Annotated in this window: 17 protein-coding genes and 1 other RNA gene; 11 read left to right on the forward strand and 7 right to left on the reverse strand. The window is 36.3% G+C overall.

Going from position 1 to position 19,309, the window contains the following annotated elements; genetic code table 11:
* The first annotated feature begins 30 nt into the window (after positions 1 to 30).
* From ebpA to srtC, 4 genes are all read left to right on the forward strand, one after another.
* Entirely contained in the window at positions 31 to 3,495 is a 3,465-nt protein-coding gene (gene ebpA / locus MKZ30_RS04550) for an endocarditis and biofilm-associated pilus tip protein EbpA (protein WP_154230835.1), read from the forward strand.
* A gap of 3 nt (positions 3,496 to 3,498) precedes the next feature.
* On the forward strand, positions 3,499 to 4,929 hold the full coding sequence (gene ebpB, locus MKZ30_RS04555; protein ID WP_033600802.1) for an endocarditis and biofilm-associated pilus minor subunit EbpB: 1,431 nt from the start codon (positions 3,499 to 3,501) through the stop codon (positions 4,927 to 4,929).
* Positions 4,926 to 6,809, forward strand: a complete 1,884-nt coding sequence (gene ebpC, locus MKZ30_RS04560; protein ID WP_033600801.1) for an endocarditis and biofilm-associated pilus major subunit EbpC — start codon at positions 4,926 to 4,928, stop codon at positions 6,807 to 6,809. The genes ebpB and ebpC overlap by 4 nt, the downstream gene beginning before the upstream one ends.
* A gap of 234 nt (positions 6,810 to 7,043) precedes the next feature.
* Positions 7,044 to 7,901, forward strand: a complete 858-nt coding sequence (gene srtC / locus MKZ30_RS04565; RefSeq protein ID WP_033600800.1) for an Ebp pilus assembly class C sortase — start codon at positions 7,044 to 7,046, stop codon at positions 7,899 to 7,901.
* A gap of 21 nt (positions 7,902 to 7,922) precedes the next feature.
* On the opposite strand, the gene MKZ30_RS04570 is transcribed toward srtC, so the two are convergent.
* Complete coding sequence (locus MKZ30_RS04570) at positions 7,923 to 8,201, reverse strand: hypothetical protein (protein WP_002363681.1); 279 nt, start codon at positions 8,199 to 8,201, stop codon at positions 7,923 to 7,925.
* Between the two features lie 500 nt (positions 8,202 to 8,701).
* On the opposite strand from MKZ30_RS04570, the gene MKZ30_RS04575 reads away from it, so the two are divergent.
* From MKZ30_RS04575 to MKZ30_RS04585, 3 genes are all read left to right on the forward strand, one after another.
* Positions 8,702 to 8,905: a DUF378 domain-containing protein gene (locus tag MKZ30_RS04575; RefSeq protein WP_002381996.1), complete on the forward strand. Its 204-nt coding sequence runs from the start codon at positions 8,702 to 8,704 to the stop codon at positions 8,903 to 8,905.
* 358 nt (positions 8,906 to 9,263) lie between these two features.
* A complete protein-coding gene (entV, locus tag MKZ30_RS04580; protein ID WP_002382093.1) occupies positions 9,264 to 9,776 on the forward strand; it encodes an enterococcin EntV in 513 nt (170 codons plus the stop codon).
* Positions 9,761 to 9,946: a hypothetical protein gene (locus tag MKZ30_RS04585; RefSeq protein WP_002382094.1), complete on the forward strand. Its 186-nt coding sequence runs from the start codon at positions 9,761 to 9,763 to the stop codon at positions 9,944 to 9,946. Before entV ends, MKZ30_RS04585 begins: the two co-directional genes overlap by 16 nt.
* Positions 9,947 to 10,080: 134 nt before the next feature.
* Here MKZ30_RS04585 and ssrA read toward each other — a convergent pair.
* Positions 10,081 to 10,447: a transfer-messenger RNA gene (gene ssrA / locus MKZ30_RS04590) on the reverse strand.
* Positions 10,448 to 10,586: 139 nt separating this feature from the next.
* The gene (locus MKZ30_RS04595; RefSeq protein ID WP_002360604.1) at positions 10,587 to 10,892 is read right to left on the reverse strand and encodes a DUF898 family protein; all 306 of its coding nucleotides are present in this window, start codon (positions 10,890 to 10,892) and stop codon (positions 10,587 to 10,589) included.
* Between the two features lie 334 nt (positions 10,893 to 11,226).
* Between MKZ30_RS04595 and MKZ30_RS04600 the strand changes: the two genes are divergently transcribed.
* The 3 genes from MKZ30_RS04600 (at position 11,227) to MKZ30_RS04610 (ending at position 15,492) form a co-directional block, all read left to right on the forward strand.
* Positions 11,227 to 12,969, forward strand: a complete 1,743-nt coding sequence (locus MKZ30_RS04600; RefSeq protein ID WP_033600799.1) for a collagen binding domain-containing protein — start codon at positions 11,227 to 11,229, stop codon at positions 12,967 to 12,969.
* Positions 12,970 to 13,092: 123 nt separating this feature from the next.
* On the forward strand, positions 13,093 to 14,688 hold the full coding sequence (locus MKZ30_RS04605; RefSeq protein WP_016614201.1) for an ATP-binding cassette domain-containing protein: 1,596 nt from the start codon (positions 13,093 to 13,095) through the stop codon (positions 14,686 to 14,688).
* Positions 14,689 to 14,757: 69 nt separating this feature from the next.
* Positions 14,758 to 15,492: a methyltransferase domain-containing protein gene (locus tag MKZ30_RS04610; RefSeq protein ID WP_033600798.1), complete on the forward strand. Its 735-nt coding sequence runs from the start codon at positions 14,758 to 14,760 to the stop codon at positions 15,490 to 15,492.
* On the opposite strand, the gene MKZ30_RS04615 is transcribed toward MKZ30_RS04610, so the two are convergent.
* The 4 genes from MKZ30_RS04615 to MKZ30_RS04630 all read right to left on the reverse strand — a co-directional run bounded on the left by MKZ30_RS04615 (position 15,489) and on the right by MKZ30_RS04630 (position 18,176).
* Entirely contained in the window at positions 15,489 to 15,890 is a 402-nt protein-coding gene (locus MKZ30_RS04615; protein ID WP_002358048.1) for a YxeA family protein, read from the reverse strand. The genes MKZ30_RS04610 and MKZ30_RS04615 overlap by 4 nt on opposite strands.
* A 108-nt stretch (positions 15,891 to 15,998) precedes the next feature.
* On the reverse strand, positions 15,999 to 17,351 hold the full coding sequence (locus MKZ30_RS04620) for an amino acid permease (RefSeq protein ID WP_033600797.1): 1,353 nt from the start codon (positions 17,349 to 17,351) through the stop codon (positions 15,999 to 16,001).
* Between the two features lie 171 nt (positions 17,352 to 17,522).
* A complete protein-coding gene (locus tag MKZ30_RS04625; protein WP_002358046.1) occupies positions 17,523 to 17,708 on the reverse strand; it encodes a hypothetical protein in 186 nt (61 codons plus the stop codon).
* Between the two features lie 180 nt (positions 17,709 to 17,888).
* A complete protein-coding gene (locus MKZ30_RS04630; protein ID WP_033600815.1) occupies positions 17,889 to 18,176 on the reverse strand; it encodes a hypothetical protein in 288 nt (95 codons plus the stop codon).
* A 369-nt stretch (positions 18,177 to 18,545) separates the two neighbouring features.
* Here MKZ30_RS04630 and MKZ30_RS04635 point away from each other — a divergent pair, with 369 nt between their 5' ends.
* Positions 18,546 to 19,307, forward strand: coding sequence for a (Fe-S)-binding protein (locus MKZ30_RS04635; protein ID WP_002360596.1), 762 nt, complete (start codon positions 18,546 to 18,548; stop codon positions 19,305 to 19,307).
* Positions 19,308 to 19,309 lie beyond the last annotated feature (2 nt).

Raw genomic sequence — 19,309 nt, forward strand, 5'->3', positions numbered from 1 at the left:
AATTTTACGTGCTAGGCAATTCTAATTTAACTGTTAATTCATAAAAGAAAGGAGAGAACAGACATTAAATTACTAAAGAAATTTGGGGTTTTCGGCGTAGTCTTTTTACTTGTCTCATCCTATTTCATACCGCTCATTGGCTATGCAGAAACAGCCAAAGAAGTTGAAATTACATCCGCTCAAATGATAACAGATGAGAATGATAAAACGAATATTAATATAGAGTTAAATCTTCTCAACCAAACAGAGCAGCCATTACAACGAGAAATTCAATTGAAAAATGCACAGTTCATGGATACTGCTGTAATTGAAAAAGACGGATATTCTTACCAAGTGACTAATGGTACGCTTTATCTGACTTTGGACGCACAAGTAAAAAAGCCGGTACAGCTTTCGTTAGCTGTTGAGCAAAGTTCGCTTCAAACAGCTCAGCCACCTAAGTTATTGTATGAAAACAACGAATATGATGTTTCAGTTACTTCTGAAAAAATAACAGTAGAGGATTCTGCTAAAGAATCAACTGAACCAGAAAAAATAACTGTACCAGAAAATACGAAAGAAACTAACAAAAATGATTCGGCTCCAGAAAAAACAGAACAGCCGACCGCAACAGAAGAGGTAACCAATCCATTTGCAGAAGCAAGAATGGCGCCAGCCACTTTGAGAGCGAATCTGGCACTACCTTTAATTGCACCACAATACACGACGGATAATTCTGGTACTTATCCGACAGCTAATTGGCAGCCCACAGGCAATCAAAATGTGTTAAACCATCAAGGGAATAAAGACGGTGGTACACAATGGGATGGTCAAACGAATTGGAATGGGGACCCTACTAATCGCACAAATTCTTATATTGAGTATGGCGGTACAGGAGACCAAGCCGATTATGCCATCCGAAAATATGCTAGAGAAACAACAACACCAGGGCTTTTTGATGTATATCTTAATGTGCGTGGGAATGTTCAGAAAGAAATCACGCCATTGGATTTGGTCTTAGTCGTTGACTGGTCCGGTAGTATGAATGAAAACAATCGGATTGGTGAAGTACAAAAAGGAGTGAACCGTTTTGTTGATACATTGGCAGATAGCGGTATTACCAATAACATCAACATGGGCTATGTTGGCTACTCAAGTGACGGTTATAATAACAACGCCATTCAAATGGGGCCGTTTGATACAGTCAAAAATCCAATTAAAAATATTACGCCAAGTAGCACTAGAGGAGGAACTTTCACTCAAAAAGCATTAAGAGATGCTGGTGATATGTTAGCAACGCCAAATGGACATAAGAAAGTCATTGTACTTTTAACGGATGGCGTCCCAACCTTCTCTTATAAAGTGAGTCGAGTTCAAACAGAGGCGGATGGTCGCTTTTACGGAACACAATTTACGAATCGACAAGATCAACCAGGTAGCACTTCTTATATCTCTGGTAGCTATAATGCGCCAGATCAAAACAATATCAGTAAACGAATTAACAGTACGTTTATCGCCACGATAGGTGAGGCAATGGCCTTAAAACAACGTGGGATTGAAATACATGGATTGGGCATTCAATTGCAAAGCGATCCACGAGCTAATTTATCTAAACAACAAGTTGAAGATAAAATGCGCGAGATGGTGTCAGCCGATGAAAATGGAGACCTTTATTATGAATCCGCGGATTATGCACCAGACATTTCTGATTATTTAGCGAAAAAAGCCGTTCAGATTTCAGGAACGGTTGTAAACGGAAAAGTAGTTGATCCAATTGCTGAACCTTTTAAATACGAGCCAAATACATTATCAATGAAAAGTGTGGGTCCTGTTCAGGTTCAAACATTACCAGAAGTGTCGCTAACAGGCGCTACAATTAATAGTAATGAGATTTATTTGGGTAAAGGGCAAGAAATTCAAATTCATTATCAAGTACGTATTCAAACAGAGTCAGAAAACTTCAAACCTGATTTTTGGTATCAAATGAATGGTCGGACAACGTTTCAGCCATTAGCCACGGCCCCTGAAAAAGTTGATTTTGGGGTTCCTTCTGGAAAAGCACCTGGCGTGAAGTTAGACGTGAAAAAAATCTGGGAAGAGTATGATCAAGACCCAACAAGTCGGCCAGATAATGTGATTTATGAAATTAGTAGAAAGCAAGTAACTGACACAGCCAACTGGCAAACTGGGTATATTAAATTATCAAAACCAGAAAATGATACCAGCAATAGTTGGGAGCGCAAAAATGTAACCCAACTTTCCAAAACCGCGGATGAAAGCTATCAAGAAGTTCTTGGGCTTCCCCAATATAATAATCAAGGACAAGCTTTCAATTATCAAACAACCCGTGAATTAGCAGTTCCTGGTTACAGTCAAGAAAAAATCGACGATACTACTTGGAAAAACACGAAGCAGTTCAAGCCATTAGATTTAAAAGTAATCAAAAATTCTTCCTCAGGTGAGAAAAACTTAGTGGGAGCCGTCTTTGAATTGAGTGGTAAAAATGTTCAGACAACATTAGTGGACAATAAAGATGGTAGCTATTCCTTGCCAAAAGATGTGCGCCTACAAAAAGGGGAACGCTATACATTAACTGAAGTAAAAGCACCTGCAGGACATGAGTTAGGCAAGAAAACGACTTGGCAAATTGAGGTGAGTGAGCAAGGCAAAGTAAGCATCGATGGACAAGAAGTGACCACCACAAATCAAGTTATTCCATTGGAAATTGAAAATAAATTTTCTTCTTTGCCAATCAGAATTAGAAAATACACCATGCAAAATGGCAAACAAGTGAACTTAGCAGAGGCGACTTTTGCGTTGCAAAGAAAAAATGCTCAAGGAAGTTACCAAACTGTGACAACTCAAAAAACAGATACTGCAGGATTGAGCTATTTTAAAATTAGTGAACCTGGTGAGTATCGAATGGTGGAACAATCAGGACCATTAGGCTACGACACTCTTGCTGGAAATTATGAATTTACTGTTGATAAATATGGGGAAATTCACTATGCAGGCAAAAATATTGAAGAAAATGCGCCAGAATGGACACTGACACATCAAAATCATTTGAAACCTTTTGACTTAACGGTTCATAAAAAAGCCGATAATCAGACGCCACTTAAAGGAGCGAAATTCCGTTTAACAGGACCAGATACGGATATTGAATTACCAAAAGATGGCAAAGAAACGGATACTTTTGTTTTTGAAAACTTAAAACCAGGGAAATATGTCCTAACAGAAACCTTTACGCCAGAAGGATATCAGGGGTTAAAAGAACCAATCGAATTAATAATTCGCGAAGATGGTTCAGTCACGATAGATGGGGAAAAAGTAGCAGATGTTTTAATTTCTGGAGAGAAGAATAATCAAATTACTTTAGATGTTACTAACCAAGCAAAGGTTCCTTTACCTGAAACTGGTGGCATAGGACGCTTGTGGTTTTACTTGGTAGCGATTAGTACATTCGTGATAGCGGGTGTTTATCTCTTTATTAGACGACCAGAAGGGAGTGTGTAATCAATGAAAAACGCACGTTGGTTAAGTATTTGCGTCATGCTACTCGCTCTTTTCGGGTTTTCACAGCAAGCATTAGCAGAAGCATCGCAAGCAAGCGTTCAAGTTACGTTGCACAAATTATTGTTCCCTGATGGTCAATTACCAGAACAGCAGCAAAACACAGGGGAAGAGGGAACGCTGCTTCAAAATTATCGGGGCTTAAATGACGTCACTTATCAAGTCTATGATGTGACGGATCCGTTTTATCAGCTTCGTTCTGAAGGAAAAACGGTCCAAGAAGCACAGCGTCAATTAGCAGAAACCGGTGCAACAAATAGAAAACCGATCGCAGAAGATAAAACACAGACAATAAATGGAGAAGATGGAGTGGTTTCTTTTTCATTAGCTAGCAAAGATTCGCAGCAACGAGATAAAGCCTATTTATTTGTTGAAGTGGAAGCACCGGAAGTGGTAAAGGAAAAAGCTAGCAACCTAGTAGTGATTTTGCCTGTTCAAGATCCACAAGGGCAATCGTTAACGCATATTCATTTATATCCAAAAAATGAAGAAAATGCCTATGACTTACCACCACTTGAAAAAACGGTACTCGATAAGCAACAAGGCTTTAATCAAGGAGAGCACATTAACTATCAGTTAACGACTCAGATTCCAGCGAATATTTTAGGATATCAGGAATTCCGTTTGTCAGATAAGGCGGATACAACGTTGACACTTTTACCAGAATCAATTGAGGTAAAAGTGGCTGGAAAAACAGTTACTACAGGTTACACACTGACGACGCAAAAGCATGGATTTACGCTTGATTTTTCAATTAAAGACTTACAAAACTTTGCAAATCAAACAATGACTGTGTCGTATCAAATGCGTTTAGAAAAGACCGCTGAACCTGACACTGCGATTAACAACGAAGGACAATTAGTCACGGACAAACATACCTTGACTAAAAGAGCCACAGTTCGTACAGGTGGCAAGTCTTTTGTCAAAGTTGATAGTGAAAATGCGAAAATCACCTTGCCAGAGGCTGTTTTTATCGTCAAAAATCAAGCGGGGGAATACCTCAATGAAACAGCAAACGGGTATCGTTGGCAGAAAGAAAAAGCATTAGCTAAAAAGATCACATCTAATCAAGCCGGCGAATTTTCAGTTAAAGGCTTAAAAGATGGCCAGTACTTCTTGGAAGAAATCTCTGCACCAAAAGGTTATCTTCTGAATCAAACAGAAATTCCTTTTACGGTGGAAAAAAATTCTTATGCAACGAACGGACAACGAACAGCACCGTTACATGTAATCAATAAAAAAGTAAAAGAGTCAGGCTTCTTACCAAAAACAAATGAAGAACGTTCTATTTGGTTGACGATTGCAGGCCTGCTAATCATTGGGCTGGTAGCCATTTGGCTATTTTATCAAAAACAAAAAAGAGGAGAGAGAAAATGAAGCAATTAAAAAAAGTTTGGTACACCGTTAGTACCTTGTTACTAATTTTGCCACTTTTCACGAGTGTATTAGGGACAACAACTGCATTTGCAGAAGAAAATGGGGAGAGCGCACAGCTCGTGATTCACAAAAAGAAAATGACGGATTTACCAGATCCGCTTATTCAAAATAGCGGGAAAGAAATGAGCGAATTTGATAAATATCAAGGACTTGCAGATGTGACGTTTAGTATTTATAACGTGACGAGCGAATTTTACGAGCAACGAGCGGCAGGCGCAAGCGTCGATGCAGCTAAACAAGCTGTCCAAAGTTTAACTCCTGGGAAACCTGTTGCTCAAGGAACCACCGATGCAAATGGGAATGTCACTGTTCAGTTACCTAAAAAACAAAATGGTAAAGATGCAGTGTATACCATTAAAGAAGAACCAAAAGAGGGTGTAGTTGCTGCTACGAATATGGTGGTGGCGTTCCCAGTTTACGAAATGATCAAGCAAGCAGATGGTTCCTATAAATATGGAACAGAAGAATTAGCGGTTGTTCATATTTATCCTAAAAATGTGGTAGCCAATGATGGTAGTTTACATGTGAAAAAAGTAGGAACTGCTGAAAATGAAGGATTAAATGGCGCAGAATTTGTTATTTCCAAAAGCGAAGGCTCACCAGGCACAGTAAAATATATCCAAGGAGTCAAAGATGGATTATATACATGGACAACGGATAAAGAACAAGCAAAACGCTTTATTACTGGGAAAAGTTATGAAATTGGCGAAAATGATTTCACAGAAGCAGAGAATGGAACGGGAGAATTAACAGTTAAAAATCTTGAGGTTGGTTCGTATATTTTAGAAGAAGTAAAAGCGCCAAATAATGCAGAATTAATTGAAAATCAAACAAAAACACCATTTACAATTGAAGCAAACAATCAAATACCTGTTGAAAAAACAGTCAAAAATGATACCTCTAAAGTTGATAAAACAACACCAAACTTAGATGGTAAAGATGTGGCAATTGGCGAAAAAATTAAATATCAAATTTCTGTAAATATTCCATTGGGGATTGCAGACAAAGAAGGCGACGCTAATAAATACGTCAAATTCAATTTAGTTGATAAACATGATGCAGCCTTAACTTTTGATAACGTGACTTCTGGAGAGTATGCCTATGCGTTATATGATGGGGATACAGTGATTGCTCCTGAAAATTATCAAGTGACTGAACAAGCAAATGGCTTCACTGTCGCCGTTAATCCAGAATATATTCCTACGTTAACGCCAGGCGGCACACTAAAATTCGTTTACTTTATGCATTTAAATGAAAAAGCAGATCCTACGAAAGGCTTTAAAAATGAGGCGAATGTTGATAACGGTCATACCGACGACCAAACACCACCAACTGTTGAAGTTGTGACAGGTGGGAAACGTTTCATTAAAGTCGATGGCGATGTGACAGCGACACAAGCCTTGGCGGGAGCTTCCTTTGTCGTTCGTGATCAAAACAGTGACACAGCAAATTATTTGAAAATCGATGAAACAACGAAAGCAGCAACTTGGGTGAAAACAAAAGCCGAAGCAACTACTTTTACAACAACGGCTGATGGATTAGTTGATATCACAGGGCTTAAATACGGTACCTATTATTTAGAAGAAACTGTAGCTCCTGATGATTATGTCTTGTTAACAAATCGGATTGAATTTGTGGTCAATGAACAATCATATGGCACAACAGAAAACCTAGTTTCACCAGAAAAAGTACCAAACAAACACAAAGGTACCTTACCTTCAACAGGTGGCAAAGGAATCTACGTTTACTTAGGAAGTGGCGCAGTCTTGCTACTTATTGCAGGAGTCTACTTTGCTAGACGTAGAAAAGAAAATGCTTAATTTCTAGCGTCACCGAAGAAATTTTTAGAAAAACAAAGAGGTCGGAACAGAAGTGTTTAGCTCCGAGAACTCTCAAGGACAAAACTGCGACGAGTCTTTGACGAGAAAACACCTTAGAAGTTGTTGAGATCGGAGCAACGCGTAGTGTTGATTCTGTTTCCGCCGTTTATCAGTTTTTAAGCCTGGGCCAATCACTGTCCCAGGCTTTCATGCTTTATTTTTAAGGAGGAAGCAATGAAGTCAAAAAAGAAACGTCGTATCATTGATGGTTTTATGATTCTTTTACTGATTATTGGAATAGGTGCATTTGCGTATCCTTTTGTTAGCGATGCATTAAATAACTATCTGGATCAACAAATTATCGCTCATTATCAAGCAAAAGCAAGCCAAGAAAACACCAAAGAAATGGCTGAACTTCAAGAAAAAATGGAAAAGAAAAACCAAGAATTAGCGAAAAAAGGCAGCAATCCTGGATTAGATCCTTTTTCTGAAACGCAAAAAACAACGAAAAAACCAGACAAATCCTATTTTGAAAGTCATACGATTGGTGTTTTAACCATTCCAAAAATAAATGTCCGTTTACCAATTTTTGATAAAACGAATGCATTGCTATTGGAAAAAGGAAGCTCCTTGTTAGAAGGAACCTCCTATCCTACAGGTGGTGCGAATACACATGCGGTCATTTCAGGCCATCGTGGTCTCCCTCAAGCCAAATTATTTACAGATTTGCCAGAATTAAAAAAAGGCAATGAATTTTATATCGAAGTCAATGGGAAGACGCTCGCTTATCAAGTGGATCAAATAAAAACCGTTGAACCAACTGATACAAAAGATTTACACATTGAGTCTGGCCAAGATCTCGTCACTTTATTAACTTGCACACCGTATATGATAAACAGTCATCGGTTATTAGTTCGAGGGCATCGTATCCCATATCAACCAGAAAAAGCAGCAGCAGGAATGAAAAAAGTGGCACAACAACAAAATTTACTATTATGGACATTACTTTTAATTGCCTGTGCGTTAATTATTAGCGGCTTCATTATCTGGTACAAGCGACGGAAAAAGACGACCAGAAAGCATGGAAATTAAAGATTCGTATAATAAAAGTGACTATGTTTTTATTTTTTTAAACCCTTTACGTAGTAAATCAATGACCAAACCTAAGCAAAAATAAGTACAAAAATGAAGTCCAGAAGAAATCAACATTCTGGTTGTTAAAGGCTGCTGGGAATAATAAGTATCCAGCACAGGCGTTTGGTGAATAATAGAAAAACCTAGAAAATCTGTAAGGGCCAATAGAAATCCCTTACTATCATATCCAGAAAACCAAAGTAGTATGACGAAAAGGCTAAACATACTAAAAAAAAGAGTAAAAAAATAGCTTTTCAATTTTTAATCCTCCTTATCGTGCATAATTGAACCAGAGAAACAGAAGTATTAACGAAATAACTAAAAGAGCAAGCCCTGAATAAAAAGCGACAAAGGGCCAATCAATCGACTGTTTAAATTCCTGCCAAGTTTGGATTTTTCTGTTTTTTTCGCGCTATCTTCAAGCGTGAGTAAATAATTCAATAGTAAGAGGAGCAGCAACACCGTGAAATCATTTGTGGTAAAAAACACATGTAAAAATAGAATGACAAAGACAACACGTGATAACACTCGATTCCGCAAAATTAAAAATAACTTAGCACGCATAATAAACCATCATTTCTTATCAGAGATAATGAATCTGTTTTTGTCTACTCTTTAGTTATATCATAAAATTATTAATAATGAAAAAATGATTCGAGAAAATAATTGAAAAAAGTTTTTTTCCTGAATCATTATTTTCGTAAATAAAGAATAAACGTGTTACTCTTGACTTATCAAATTTGGAAGGAGTGTTAAAAATGAAATATCTGGATATTATTGCTTTAATTTTATTGATTGTCGGAGGTTTAAACTGGTTATTAGTTGGTGCATTTAATTTTGATTTAGTTGCAACAATTAGTGGTGGTGCAACCACACCATTAGCAAAAATTATCTATATTATTGTCGGAATTTGTGCGATTTATTCTATTAAGTTTTTAGCTCCTTTGTTCCGCGAACCATAGGATTGATTTAAAAGATTTAGATAACGTGAAGTTATTTTGACTTAGCAATTGAGAGTTTCCTTGAGAAAGGGGACTCTTTTTTTATTTTCTATATTCGTTTCAGAAGGTTTAGACAAGCTCAAAAAATATTTCAAGAGAGCAGCGTTGTTTTCAAAATAGAACCTAGCATTACCTCGAACGTACCTCAAATAACCTGTGTCTTTTTTTGAATCATTAGTTCAAATTGATGTGATCACTAGTGAGAAAAATCAGCTCTAGGATATATAGGAAAATATAAGCATCAAATAGGGATTTTGATGATAAATTATCTTTTTCCTTGTTATGATTATAACAAGGAAAAGAAAGTAGGGATTTATTTATGGAATTACAGGTGACAAAAAAGGCTAAATTTTTTTGTTTGGCGATGGCATTACTAATGACATTAGGTATTTTTATCAGCGCTGGTACAAGTGTTTATGCATCTGACCAGCTAGAGGATTCAGAAGTTGAGGCTGTAGCAAAAGGACTGGAAGAAATGTATGCGAATGGAGTGACGGAAGATAACTTTAAAAACTATGTCAAAAATAATTTTGCTCAGCAAGAGATTTCTTCAGTTGAGGAAGAGTTAAATGTAAATATTTCTGATGCTTCAACAGTAGTTCAAGCACGTTTTAATTGGAATGCATTAGGAAGTTGCGTTGCTAACAAAATCAAAGATGAGTTTTTTGCAATGATTAGTATCAGTGCAATTGTAAAAGCTGCACAAAAGAAAGCCTGGAAAGAATTAGCAGTGACTGTATTACGCTTCGCTAAAGCCAATGGTTTAAAGACGAATGCTATTATTGTAGCTGGACAACTAACTTTATGGGCAGTTCAATGTGGGCTAAGCTAATGAATTTAAAAGATCATGTTACGGAAATAGTAATTACTTTTATCATCGCTTTTGTGTATACTTGGATAGATTCAGGAAAAATTGAAATCTTAAAAACTCTTTTGATAACAATAATATTTTTAGCCATGTTCTATGCAATACCCAAAATCACCAATAGAAAAAGAAAATGAAGTGGTTTTAGAAAGATAATGTGATAGGAAGTGTAAGGGGAGGTAACGAGCCTTCTTTTGCTTATAGAAAAAAAGAGCTAAAACCTTTATTTTATAAGGTTTTAGCTCTTTTTTGTTTTTCTCTACTTTTCTAAAAATGGAGACGGCGGGAGTCGAACCCGCGTCCAAACATATTGCCACTTAAATCTCTACGTTCATAGACACTCATTTAAAGGTTCGCTTTACAGCGTGCCGAGTGACAGGCATTCTGTATTGCTAGTCTGGTAAGCTCTTCTAAATTTTACAGACGGAAAAATTTAGCGTATCCCACTTCGATTAGGACCCTGACCCGAGCACATGGGCGATGCCGGGAGGATCTTCGCTAGCTGGTTTTTAGGCAGCTAAAGCGAAAGAATTGTTTTCGTTTTTAGCAGTTATATTTAACTGTAACGTTTTAACGTAGCCGTAACCTACGAAACGCAATTCAAGCTCAACTATGCCTGTCGAATCCGTAACGCCCCCGAAATAACATAAGTATCCCTTGATACTTATCAAAGTATAGCATAAATTCCTTGTTTTTTCAAAGAGTAGGATAACACTCTGTCAGATATTCATAAAAAGAGGAAGGATGGACCGCAACTCAGTTCATCCTTCCTCCTTTTTATGAAAGTGTGTGGGTATGTTTTGTAATCCATTGTTGCAAACGGATATTCAACCAAAAACCATAAATGCCTAAAGTAATTATAGTTAATAAAAGCCATTTAATCCAATGTCCGAATAATTGCATAGCTGTACCGTCAAAATAAAGACGTTTACCATCAATAACGGTATGCTTGATTTTCCAGTTGTACATCATACAAATTCCCCAAGGTGCGCAAATGCCTAATGTAAAGACAGTAATCAAGGTTGCTAAAATTGAAGTCCCGATATACGTTGCTAAACCACCATCAAAATATGAATTTTTCATTCTTTTCCTCCTTATCTTATAAATTTTATTATAACAAGAATAAATGTCCTTGGAAACAAAATGTGGATGAATTAAGTATTTTTATTCATTATTGATCCGAAATATGTTATTTATACAACTCAATATTGGAAGCACTAGATATTTTGTAACAAATGTTATCTAATGTAACTACCATAATAAAACGTTTTCCTTAGGAAGTGAATTAGAAATTTAAAAAAAAGGCTACTTAAATGAGCATTAATATTGTACGAGACATATCTTTTTGCTATTGTCAACTTCTGAAAAAGACCACTAAGTGGAAAAAATAAGAGAAAAGAAGGGTGAATAATTTTTTATGACAAAAAGTGTAAAATTTTTAGTGTTACTGTTGGTAATGATTCTACCAATTGCGGGGGCGTTATTGATAGGTCCAATTTCGTTTGGCGCCGAATTGAGCAAAAGTCCAATCGTTGACAAAGTAGAATTAGATCACACTACTTTATATCAAGGGGAGATGACCTCCATTAAAGTATCTTTTAGTGACAAAGAAAATCAGAAAATAAAACCCGGAGATACAATTACTTTAACTTTACCAGACGCACTAGTTGGAATGACCGAGAACGATGGTTCACCACGAAAAATCAATTTAAATGGTTTAGGGGAAGTCTTCATCTATAAAGATCATGTTGTAGCAATATTTAACGAAAAAGTTGAATCTTTACATAATGTGAACGGGCATTTTTCTTTCGGGATTAAAACGCTTATCACCAATAGTTCGCAACCGAACGTGATAGAAACGGATTTCGGAACTGCAACGGCGACTCAACGTTTGACAATTGAAGGAATGACTAGCACAGAGAATGGCCAAATTGAGCGAGACTATCCGTTTTTTTATAAAGTAGGCGATTTGGCTGGAGAGTCAAATCAAGTACGTTGGTTTTTAAATGTGAACCTCAATAAATCCGATGTCACAGAAGATATTTCAATTGCGGATCGACAAGGAAGTGGTCAACAATTAAATAAAGAGAGTTTTACATTTGATATTGTGAATGACAAAGAAACTAAATATATTTCACTTGCCGAGTTTGAGCAACAAGGTTATGGCAAAATTGACTTCGTGACGGATAATGACTTTAATTTACGTTTTTATCGAGATAAAGCACGCTTTACTTCCTTTATCGTCCGTTACACTTCGACAATCACGAAAGCGGGGCAACATCAAGCGACATTTGAAAATAGTTATGACATCAATTATCGACTAAACAATCAAGAAGCAACGAATGAAAAAAATACATCACAGGTTAAAAATGTTTTTGTAGACGGTGAGGCAAGCGGCAATCAAAATGTGGAAATGCCAACAGAAGAAAGTCTAGACATTCCTTTAGAGACAATAGAAGAATGGGAACCAAAGATACCTACTTCGGAACAGGCAACAGAAACAACTGAAGAGAATGGCGCAACAGAAACCGCAGAAAGCAGCCAACCAGAAGTTCATGTCTCACCAACAGAAGAAGAAAATCCAGATGAAAGAGAAGCACTAGGCACGATTGAGCCAATCATACCTGAAAAACCAAGTGTGACAACTGAAGAGAATGGCGCAACGGAAACGGCAGAAAGCAGTCAACCAGAAGTTCATGTGTCGCCAACGGAAGAAGAAAATCCAGATGAAAGTGAAACACTAGGCACGATTGCACCAATCATACCTGAAAAACCAAGCGTAACAACTGAAGATAATGGCACAACAGAAACCGCAGAAAGCAGCCAACCAGAAGTTCATGTCTCGCCAACAAAAGAAATTACTACAACTGAGAAAAAACAGCCATCCACAGAAACAACTGTGGAGACAAATAAAACTATTACATCAAAAAATCAACCACAAATACTAAACGCTCCATTAAACACATTGAAAAATGAAGGAAGCCCACAGTTGGCTCCCCAACTGCTTAGTGAACCAATTCAAAAATTAAATGAAGAAAACGGGAAACGAGAACTTCCCAAAACAGGCACAACAAAAACACCGTTTATGCTAATAGCAGGAACACTGGCAAGTACATTTGCCGTTTTAGGTGTAAGTTATCTACAAATCAGAAAGAATTAACAATAGAAAAGCCATCCAGCTTTCGCTGGGGGCTTTTCTATTATCTGGAGATAAATTGCTGATAGGCGCCAATCAAAAACTATGCTACAGTAAGGTATGTACTGCTCGAAAAGGAGGGAGTAAATGACTAAAAAAATATGGTCGCACTTTCAGAAAAGCTTCACTTGGTACATTTTGATTGGTGTGATTGTTTCATTATGTAGTGCTTTAGCAATTTATTTTTTTCAACAGTTGTTAGATCATTATCAAAAAAGTTTCCAACTAGGGTTGTTAGTAGCGTATGGAACGACAATTATTTTAATTCCGCTATTGTCTTACTGTGAACAGAAACCGAAAGCTTACTTAACTAATGGCATCTATTTCTATTTGAAGAAATTAAGTTTAATAAAAATGAGCAAGATTTCCTATGAAGAATATCTAAAACTGGGAGCGGGAGCTTTACTACAAAAAGTAGAAGTTGGTGCAGCAGCTGGGAGAAATATCCACTTGAATTTTTATGGACGCTTATTTCGAGAGCTAATTCCAGAGACGTTATTTAATTTATTTTTTATAGCGTTGATTGATAAAAAATTACTGCCAGCAATTCTAATTGGTTATGTGATTGTATTTATTTTAACCAAAATACTTTTGAAAACGCTACAAAAAATGAAAGAAAAAACACTTATTTCTGAAGAAGCAATGAATGCTACTTTGATACGAGGGATGACCGAACTAGTAACTTTTAGAATTAATCGAAAATATAAAAAAGAGATTGAAAATTACGCGTTAATGGCAGAGGAAAATAGTCAAAATATAACAAAAATGACTATGATCCATGAATTTTTCTTTGGCTTTTTTGCCTTGTTAGTCGCACTTATCAAAGTAAGTATTGTCGTACTTAGTTTTACTAACGTCGTGACGTTAAGTTTAGGTGGACTTGTAGCGATAGTGATGTATATTGATCGAATTTATACGCCGATAGCCATATTTAATGTTTTATTTGTTCAATATAATTTGGATAAAGTAGCCTATCAGCGCTTGGAAGATTTTTATAAAAAAGAAGATGATCCTGACTTAGCGGTTTCAGGCAAAGCGTTACCTGAAATTCAAACAATTTCATTAAAAGATGTGTGTTTTAGCGTAGATAGTCAAACGATTATGTCCCAACAAAATCGACAATTTTCAATGAATAAAACTTATGGCTTGATTGGAAAAAGTGGGACAGGCAAATCTACCCTGATTAAATTGATTTTAGGATTATTGAAGCCGACAGAGGGGAAAGTTTATGTGAATCAATTTCCTCTAACACAATTCAATTTGGAAGATTATTATGAAAAAGTTTTTTATTTATCTCAAGATGTGCCAATATTTCAAGGAACGTTGAAAGAAAATATTGTATTGAATCAAGAAATTTCTGATGAACAAGTAATTGAAGCTATGTATCGTTTTCAGTTGGGGGAACTTTATGAACGGTTACCGGAAGGTTTAAACACTATTGTGAGTGAAAAAGGAATGAATTTTTCTGGTGGTGAAAAACAACGGATTGCTTTCACACGCTTAGCATTTACACAAGCAGAGATTCTTATTTTAGATGAGGCGACTTCCGCATTGGACGAAAAGACCGAAGAAAAAGTGTTACAAGAAGTACAAAAATTTACCCACAATAAGTTGACTATTTTGGTTACTCATCGACCTAAAACCCTGCGATTTGTAGATGAAATTATTGATTTAAATGAGTGAACTTGTTAGCTGTTTGGCACATCTTTTGCTACGCTTTTTATAAGAATTGAGAGAAAGGGGCAACTGTTGATGAATAATAATGAGCAAGAATTAGCGGAATTTTGGGATGAATTTGCAGAAGAATATGAAGAAATTCAACAAGAATCGCCATTTCCAATTGCCCGAGAATTACGTGATTTCTTGGTCCAAGAAGGTCTTTTTCCGTGTCAGACATTTCTGGATATCGCAGGTGGGACAGGACGATACTTACCTTTTTTTCAAGAGCAAGTCACGGAGTATACGCTAGCCGATATTTCTCAGAGAATGTTGGAGATTGCGGAAGCAAAAGCACAAAGCAACGTTGTTTTTCTTCACCAAAGCCAAGAAAGACTGATTGAGACTGGGAAAAAATTTCAAGTCGTTTTTTCAGCCATGAATCCTGCTTTGGATACGCCGGAAAAAGTTAATGCATTGTGCCAATTAAGTGAGGAATGGTGTCTTATATTTCGGCTAGTGGAAGAGCAAGATTCGTTGTTTTCTCCTTTTGAGCAAGAGAGCAACCCGCAGTTAAATTGGATGGCACAATACAAAGCATTTCTAAAAAAAGAACAGCGACCTTTTTTCACAAAAAAATTTTTCTTTGAAGCATCAGAAGCTATTTCAAAAGACTTTTTCCGCAACTATTTTGAAGAACAATGGTCAGTTCCAATTTTAGAACAACGCGTACAAGAAATTTTTGGTTCTCATGAAATTAAGCAAAATCAGCGTACCATTATTTATGAATTAATTGTTATTCCATGTAAAAAAACAACCAGCGATTACTAATTATCGCTGGTTGTTTTTCGGTTATTTAATTGTGCGAAAGCTTTTTCTGGAATCTCTTTTTTATCAATTTTGACAGGAGATTGGATGATTCTTTTTTTACTAATGGTTGCTTCTATGTAAGCATTTGGTTCCAAAGGTTGGGGATTTTTGTCTGTCCGTTCGTAATCCATGACTTGTGTTTTTCCATTACTTTTAACAAAAGTTAGTCGATAGTGTAAAGAATATTGGCCATCTATGCTTTTTTGATTGTCATCTACTGTTTGTTTTCGTTCAGGAATTTCTAGAGGAACTTGTGCATAGGCTTTTTCACCCTTATATGTATCTGCATAATAACGATAGCCTGTATAACCACCAACAATGAATAAGCCAATAAATAAAATAGCGCCGATTTTTTTCATTTTTTCTCCTCCTAACAATTTACAAAAATAGCATAGCAAAAGAAGAAGGAGATGGAACATCGAAAAAACGAACAGTTGTCTTACAAAACTGTTCGTTTTTTTGTCTATTTAGCTTTCATCAGAGAGTAGAAAGGAATCATTTTTCTTACGATAACTAAAGAAAATAACAAAGTACAATAGGCCTGTTAAAAGAGTGACGCCTAACGAATTCGTAAATAAGATGCCAATAAAGATGAGGCCTAAAATGATTAAAGCAAGGAGATTAATACTTTTTTCAAAGAGAGACCCTCGTTTTAAAGACAGAACAAACGCCGCAGCGCTAATTAAAATCCAAATTAGCAAGACAGTGTAAGAGAGAGAACCGGCTAAGTAACCAAATAATTCATCGCCAACAAAATAAGAAAGAATAACGCCCAGATATAAAACACTAGCGCAGAAGAAAACTGAACGTTGAGGTACTTGGTGCTTGTTTAAAACCGCAAGTTTACTCATAGGTCCTTTTTTATCTTTTAAGCGAAAATATAAAAGGCGAGAAGAGGCGTATACCCCAGAATTAATAGAAGAAAACAAGGCTAAAATAATCACAAAATTTACGATGTCAGCAGCAAAAGGAATATTCATTTTTTCAAAAACCATAACAAATGGACTCACCGTTGTGCCTGCTAATGTATTCCAAGGGAAAATAATCAAAAGTAAGAATAATGGAATGATATAGAAGGAAATAATCCGTCCCATCACACCACGAATCGCTTTAGGAATGGCTTTTTTAGGATCATCTGCTTCACTGACAGTAATCGCGATTAATTCTGAACCGCCATAAGAATAAATAACTACTAATAAAGAATTAACAATACCTTTCATGCCCTGTGGGGCGAAGCCACCATGATCGGTGATGCTTTGTAAAGTAGGGAAGACACCACTGCCTAGCATTTGTTGTCCCACCAGATAAACACCAAAAATAATTAACAAAATGATGACACTAATTTTAGCAAACGCCAACCAATATTCTGTTTCTGCAAATAAACGAACCGAGTAAAGATTAATGAGCGTCGTTAAAATAGCTAAAATAAAAACAAAAAACCAAGCAGGAATATTAGGAAACCAAAGTTGTAAAAAGGAAGCTGCGGCAACCGCTTCTGCGATAATATTAATTGTCCACATGGAATAATAAACCCAATCAATAAAATCAGCAGAATGTGTACCTAAAAATGGTCGAACTAAGCCAGACAAACCATGATGTGTGTCTCCGCCATCTAAAACAAGTTTTCCTAAACCACTCATGACGATGAAGAGAACAGCACCGCCAATTAGAAAGGCGATTAAAACAGAAGGACCAGCAATACCAATTGCTTCGCCACTTCCTTTAAAAAGACCTGCGCCAATCGCTCCCCCTAAGGCTAACATCGTAATGTGGCGCGAGCTTAATTGTTTTTTTAAGGTTGTTTGTTGTGTTTCACTCATAGGATTCTCCTTTAATTGAAAAAAAATAATATGAAAATAACTTTCTTTATTATATACAATTTTCTGACGATTACAACTATTCTGTCAATTAAAATGAAAAAATAAGTGAAAAATATTATGAAAATAAAAAAATCGAGCAATTTAAGTGATTAAAATCGCTCAATTTTTTTATTAATTTTTATTTTTTAATAGAGTCATAATTGTTAATGGAACAGTAATGACTACATAGCCGATGATACTAGCCACTACTAAATAAGCTATAGGACTCGAGAAATTAAATAAGTCCGTTAAAAGTATTGCGACAATCATTGAAATAGCATAACAAATGAATAATTGAATAAACCGCTTTGCAGACAAAAAATCACCTCTTCCTAATTAGTTAAAGTCTCTTTTCAATCATTTAGTATACACCTGAAAAGAAGAATAAACTATCATTAATTAAAAGAAAAAGTGAAATAACTAGCGGATTTTTTGTTCAGCTGATTATCTTAAGAATTAGAAAATGGGACATAAGTCATCTCGACTTATGTCCCATTTTCATTTATGACGTTGGCTTCGTGTAAATTGAGAAGTCTCGTCTTCTCTAGTGGTTGATTGCTGTGTACGTTGCACGGCTTGCTTTTCCGGCTCGCTATTTTTTGCAACATCAGTCACAACATTTGGCTTCTGAGATGGGGGAACAGCTGTTTTTTTGTTTAAAGTTGGCGTAGTTCTTTTTGTTTCTTTCTTTTGTTTCTTTTTATTATTTTTATCATTTCCAGTGACTGTCAAATAGATAATCAGAAAAATCATTAGGATCGTTGCAACAATTAATAGAATAAACATGTTAAATGAAATGAACATGCATGGCCCTCATTTCTCGTTTTTTCTTAGTTTACCAAAATTTCAAAATTTCGTCACTCTTTTCTTCAGAAAAAACGAATTTCAAAGGGGTTAAAAGAAACTTTTATAAAAAAGCCTCCTTTTTTGTGTGAAAATGCACAAAATTTCTGGAATCGTTTGCTGTTAAAACCAGATACTGGTAAAATAATTATTGTATAAGAATCATTTTAAAAAACGATTTTTGTTACAAATAACGTATTTGTTGAAAAGGCACTGTGAAGTAGTTAGAGACGACAGCCAAGTGACTTTTAATGACAGCCGCCCAATTAATTTCATGGAGCCTTTTCGTAGAAAACGAGGAGGTTATTTTGCGTGAAAGTGAGTATATTTTCGACATGCGTGGTGGATCTACTTTTTCCAAATGTAGGGCAAGCAATGGTAGAGGTTTTGGAACGTTATGGCTGTGAAACGGTTTTACCAACAAGCCAAACGTGTTGTGGTCAGCCAACGTACAATAGTGGTTATGTGACAGAGAGCACGACAACGCTTAAGAATCAAATTGATAGTTTTGACGGTGCCGATTATGTGGTGGGACCTGCGGGGTCTTGTGTCGGCATGATGAAAGAATACCACAAATTTTTAGCAGATGATCCTATTTATGGGCCAAAAGCACAACGTTTAGCTGAGCGAACTTACGAGTTTAGTCAGTTTCTTTATCGTGTCTTAGGGGTCAAAGATGTTGGCGCAACGTTATATGGGAAAGCCACTTATCATCGTTCTTGTCATATGACGCGAATTTTAAATGAACGAGAATCACCCTTTGTTTTGTTGGATCATGTGAAAGGATTAGAAATGATTCCTTTAGGACATCTTGAAAATTGTTGCGGATTTGGCGGAACGTTTTCAGTGAAAATGCCAGCTATTTCTGAACAAATGGTGACGGAAAAAATGAACGATGTGATTGATACGGGCGCAGAAATTTTAATTAGTGCGGATATGGGTTGCCTGATGAATATCGGGGGTAAATTCAATCGTGATGGGAAAAAGATTAAGATTATGCACATTGCAGAAGTCCTTAATCACGAAGTGGATGAAGCACGCATGGACCAACCACAAATCATATCGGTAGGGTAAGG

The sequence above is a fragment of the Enterococcus sp. LX10 genome (assembly GCF_023539285.1).
Taxonomy (GTDB): Bacteria; Bacillota; Bacilli; order Lactobacillales; family Enterococcaceae; genus Enterococcus; species Enterococcus faecalis.

Bases quoted from the DNA above. Each gene is read 5' to 3' on its own strand.
- ebpB (WP_033600802.1), top strand. From the start codon at position 3,499: ATGAAAAACGCACGTTGGTTAAGTATTTGCGTCATGCTACTCGCTCTT.
- ebpC (WP_033600801.1), top strand. From the start codon at position 4,926: ATGAAGCAATTAAAAAAAGTTTGGTACACCGTTAGTACCTTGTTACTA.
- srtC (WP_033600800.1), top strand. From the start codon at position 7,044: ATGAAGTCAAAAAAGAAACGTCGTATCATTGATGGTTTTATGATTCTT.
- MKZ30_RS04575 (WP_002381996.1), top strand. From the start codon at position 8,702: ATGAAATATCTGGATATTATTGCTTTAATTTTATTGATTGTCGGAGGT.
- entV (WP_002382093.1), top strand. From the start codon at position 9,264: ATGGAATTACAGGTGACAAAAAAGGCTAAATTTTTTTGTTTGGCGATG.
- MKZ30_RS04585 (WP_002382094.1), top strand. From the start codon at position 9,761: ATGTGGGCTAAGCTAATGAATTTAAAAGATCATGTTACGGAAATAGTA.
- MKZ30_RS04595 (WP_002360604.1), bottom strand. From the start codon at position 10,892: ATGAAAAATTCATATTTTGATGGTGGTTTAGCAACGTATATCGGGACT.
- MKZ30_RS04600 (WP_033600799.1), top strand. From the start codon at position 11,227: ATGACAAAAAGTGTAAAATTTTTAGTGTTACTGTTGGTAATGATTCTA.
- MKZ30_RS04605 (WP_016614201.1), top strand. From the start codon at position 13,093: ATGACTAAAAAAATATGGTCGCACTTTCAGAAAAGCTTCACTTGGTAC.
- MKZ30_RS04610 (WP_033600798.1), top strand. From the start codon at position 14,758: ATGAATAATAATGAGCAAGAATTAGCGGAATTTTGGGATGAATTTGCA.
- MKZ30_RS04615 (WP_002358048.1), bottom strand. From the start codon at position 15,890: ATGAAAAAAATCGGCGCTATTTTATTTATTGGCTTATTCATTGTTGGT.
- MKZ30_RS04620 (WP_033600797.1), bottom strand. From the start codon at position 17,351: ATGAGTGAAACACAACAAACAACCTTAAAAAAACAATTAAGCTCGCGC.
- MKZ30_RS04630 (WP_033600815.1), bottom strand. From the start codon at position 18,176: ATGTTTATTCTATTAATTGTTGCAACGATCCTAATGATTTTTCTGATT.